The sequence below is a fragment of the Hydrogenophaga sp. genome (genome assembly GCF_030656115.1).
GTDB lineage: Bacteria > Pseudomonadota > Gammaproteobacteria > Burkholderiales > Burkholderiaceae_C > Hydrogenophaga.
In genome coordinates this window covers 1-3,319 of sequence record NZ_JAUSOO010000174.1, presented here as the reverse complement: position 1 = coordinate 3,319, position 3,319 = coordinate 1, and the positions used below count along the sequence as shown (strand labels likewise).

Below are 3,319 nucleotides of genomic sequence, written 5' to 3'. Positions count from 1 at the left end.
ACTCGCCGAAAACCAGTACCGCACCGGCTTGGCCCGTATCGAGAAGGCCGTGAAAGAGCGTCTGGGCCAGGCCGAGCAAGAGCCGCTGATGCCGCACGACCTGATCAACTCCAAGCCGATTTCCGCGGCGCTCAAGGAGTTCTTCGGTGCCTCGCAGCTGTCTCAGTTCATGGACCAGACCAACCCGCTGGCCGAGATCACCCACAAGCGCCGCGTCTCGGCCCTGGGCCCGGGCGGTCTGACCCGCGAACGCGCCGGCTTCGAGGTGCGCGACGTGCACGTGACCCACTACGGTCGCGTCTGCCCGATTGAAACGCCTGAAGGTCCAAACATCGGTCTGATCAATTCGCTGGCGCTCTACGCCCGTCTGAACGAGTACGGTTTCATTGAAACCCCGTACCGTCGGGTGGTGGATGCGAAGGTGACGAACCAGATCGACTATTTGTCGGCCATTGAAGAAGGCAAGTACGTCATTGCGCAGGCCAACGCCACGCTGGACGCCGAAGGCCGCCTGACCGGTGACCTGATCTCGGCCCGTGAAAAAGGCGAATCGATTTTGACGCCGGCCGACACCATCCAGTACATGGATGTGTCGCCTGCACAGATCGTTTCGGTGGCCGCTTCGCTGGTGCCGTTCCTGGAGCACGACGATGCGAACCGCGCGTTGATGGGTGCCAACATGTCGCGCCAGGCCGTGCCTGTGCTGCGTCCTGAGAAGCCGCTGGTGGGCACCGGCATCGAGCGCGTCGCCGCGATCGACTCCGGCACCGTGGTCACCGCCAAGCGCGGTGGCGTGGTGGACCACGTCGATGCCACCCGCATCGTGATCCGCGTGAACGACGCGGAAGCGGTGGCCGGTGAAGTGGGCGTGGACATCTACAACCTCATCAAGTACCAGCGTTCCAACCAGAACACCAACATCCACCAGCGTCCGATCGTCAAAAAGGGCGACAAGCTGGGCAAGGGTGACGTGATCGCCGACGGCGCTTCGACCGATCTGGGAGAAATCTCGATTGGCCAGAACATGCTGATCGCCTTCATGCCCTGGAACGGCTACAACTTCGAAGATTCGATCCTGATCTCGGAGCGCGTGGTCGCCGAAGACCGCTACACCTCGATCCACATCGAGGAACTGGTGGTGATGGCGCGCGACACCAAGCTGGGCGCGGAAGAAATCACCCGCGACATTCCCAACCTGGCCGAGCTGCAGCTCAACCGCCTGGACGACTCCGGCATCATCTACGTGGGCGCGGAAGTGCTGCCCGGCGATGTGCTGGTGGGCAAGGTCACGCCCAAGGGCGAGACCACGCTGACGCCTGAAGAAAAGCTGCTGCGCGCCATCTTCGGTGAAAAAGCCAGCGATGTGAAAGACACCTCGCTGCGCGTGGGCCAGGGTTCGCAAGGCACCGTGATCGATGTGCAGGTCTTCACCCGCGAAGGCATCACGCGCGACAAGCGCGCCCAGCAGATCATTGACGACGAGCTCAAGCGCTACCGCCTGGACCTGAACGACCAGCTGCGCATTGTGGAAGCCGACGCCTTTGACCGTATCGAAAAGCTGCTGATCGGCAAGGTCGCCAACGGCGGCCCCAAGAAGCTGGCCAAGGGCACCAAGATCGACAAGGCCTATCTGGACGACGTCGAGAAGTACCATTGGTTTGACATCCGTCCGTCGGAAGACGACGTGGCTGCCCAGCTGGAGTCGATCAAGAACTCGATGGAGCAAACGCGCCACAGCTTCGACCTGGCTTTTGAGGAAAAGCGCAAGAAGCTCACGCAGGGCGACGAGTTGCCAGCGGGCGTGCTCAAAATGGTCAAGGTGTACCTGGCCGTCAAGCGCCGCCTGCAGCCGGGTGACAAGATGGCCGGGCGCCACGGCAACAAAGGTGTGGTGTCCAAGATCGTTCCGGTCGAAGACATGCCCTACATGGCCGACGGCACGCCCGCCGACATCGTGCTCAACCCGCTGGGCGTGCCCTCGCGCATGAACGTGGGTCAGGTGCTGGAAGTGCATCTGGGCTGGGCCGCCAAAGGCCTGGGTCAGCGCATTGGGGACATGCTGCAAGCCGAGGCGAAAGCCACCGAACTGCGCGCGTTCCTGGACACCGTCTACAACCAGGCTGGCAAAAAAGAAAATCTGTCCGATCTGAGCGACGCCGATGTGGTCGAGATGGCGCAGAACCTGACCAGCGGCGTGCCGTTTGCCACGCCAGTGTTTGACGGTGCATCGGAAGATGAGATCCGTGCCATGCTCAAGCTGGCGTACCCGGATGACATCGCCGCCAAGAAGGGCCTGACCGAAACCCGCACCCAGGCGCAGCTGTACGACGGCCGCACCGGTGACGCTTTCGAGCGCAAGACCACGGTGGGCTACATGCACTTCCTGAAGCTGCACCACTTGGTGGACGACAAGATGCACGCACGCTCGACCGGTCCTTACTCGCTCGTCACCCAGCAGCCGCTGGGCGGCAAGGCGCAGTTCGGTGGCCAGCGTTTCGGCGAGATGGAGGTGTGGGCGCTGGAAGCCTACGGCGCTTCGTACATCCTGCAGGAAATGCTCACCGTCAAGTCCGACGACGTGCAGGGCCGCACCAAGGTGTACGAGTCCATTGTCAAGGGTGAGCACTCGATCGAAGCGGGCATGCCCGAGTCGTTCAACGTGCTGGTCAAGGAAATTCGCTCGCTCGGTATCGACATCGAACTGGAAAGAGGTTGACTTGACTCCCCCCTGCGCCGCTTTGCGGCTTCCCCCCAGGGGGACAACGCTGGCAGCCCGGCCAAGCCGGTTCTGCGGCGTTCTGGGTTAAGTCACCTTCGCCTTCATTCGTTGCCTCTGTTTCTTTAAGGAAATTCACATGAAATCCTTGCTCGACCTGTTCAAGCAGTTCACGCCCGACGAGCATTTCGATGCCATCCGCATCGGCTTGGCGTCGCCCGAGAAAATTCGTTCGTGGTCTTTTGGCGAAGTCAAAAAACCCGAAACCATCAACTACCGCACCTTCAAGCCCGAGCGTGATGGCCTGTTCTGCGCCAAGATTTTTGGTCCCATCAAGGACTACGAATGCCTGTGCGGCAAGTACAAGCGCCTGAAGCACCGCGGTGTGATTTGCGAGAAGTGCGGCGTTGAAGTCACGCAGACCAAGGTGCGTCGCGACCGCATGGGTCACATCGACCTGGCCGCGCCTTGCGCCCATATCTGGTTCCTGAAGTCGCTGCCTTCGCGTCTGGGTCTGATCCTGGACATGACGCTGCGCGACATCGAGCGCGTGCTGTACTTTGAAGCCTATGTGATCGTCGACCCTGGCATGACCCCGCTGAA

At 61.4% G+C, this 3,319-nt stretch carries 1 protein-coding gene and 1 pseudogene; both read left to right on the top strand.

Annotated features, from left to right (window positions below; translation table 11 throughout):
* The coding region (rpoB, locus tag Q7J58_RS21765; RefSeq protein WP_304832053.1) for a DNA-directed RNA polymerase subunit beta at positions 1 to 2,716 on the top strand (2,716 nt) is incomplete at its 5' end.
* Between the two features lie 139 nt (positions 2,717 to 2,855).
* Positions 2,856 to 3,319: pseudogene (locus Q7J58_RS21760) on the top strand (DNA-directed RNA polymerase subunit beta'); the annotation flags it as partial.